This is a genomic window from Gillisia xinjiangensis (genome assembly GCF_046298265.1).
In the GTDB taxonomy this organism is placed as follows: Bacteria; Bacteroidota; Bacteroidia; order Flavobacteriales; family Flavobacteriaceae; genus Gillisia; species Gillisia xinjiangensis.
Genome location: NZ_JBKAHK010000153.1, coordinates 1 through 500 on the forward strand (window position 1 = coordinate 1; position 500 = coordinate 500).

The 500-nt window shown below is 62.2% G+C and carries 1 protein-coding gene; it reads left to right on the forward strand.

All coding sequences use genetic code 11. The features are described from left to right. On the forward strand, positions 1-297 hold a 297-nt coding region (locus ACKGJN_RS16970), incomplete at its 5' end, for a hypothetical protein (RefSeq protein WP_409540771.1). Between the last annotated feature and the right edge of the window lie 203 nt (positions 298-500).

Consider the following 500-nt stretch of genomic DNA (forward strand, 5'->3'; position numbering starts at 1 on the left):
AGTACGCTTCGGCTGTTCACCCTGGATCACCAGGGACGCTATGCCTTTATTCACTGCCGCCTGAAGACTGAGCGCTTCGACCCGCCGCTGGCCATGGACCTGCGTTTCGACGGCGTGTCGAGCGTTCAGATCAAGGGCGTGGGCGGCGGTATCCTCTCCCAGATCACCGGGTTCGCCGTCGTGGACATCAGTGCCAAGGGTTGGGAAGGCATCAACTGGGAAGCCATCGACTATGAGGAAGGCAGGATCCGTTGGTACGCGGAAGACTTTCAAATCCTCGATGTGGTGCGGGTTTGAGGGGCTAAGGGCCCCCTCACCCCGACCCTCTCCCCGCTGGGGAGAGGGAGTCCCCCTCACCCAGCTGCGCCTAGGCTCGTTCCTCGCCAAGGCTTCGCATCCCTCTCCCGCGAGGGGAGAGGGGAATCATCCCTGGCCAGCAGATCGTCATGGTTCCGGCGGAAAAGCGCCGCAATCGTCCGCCTCAAAAACGCTGGAGACTT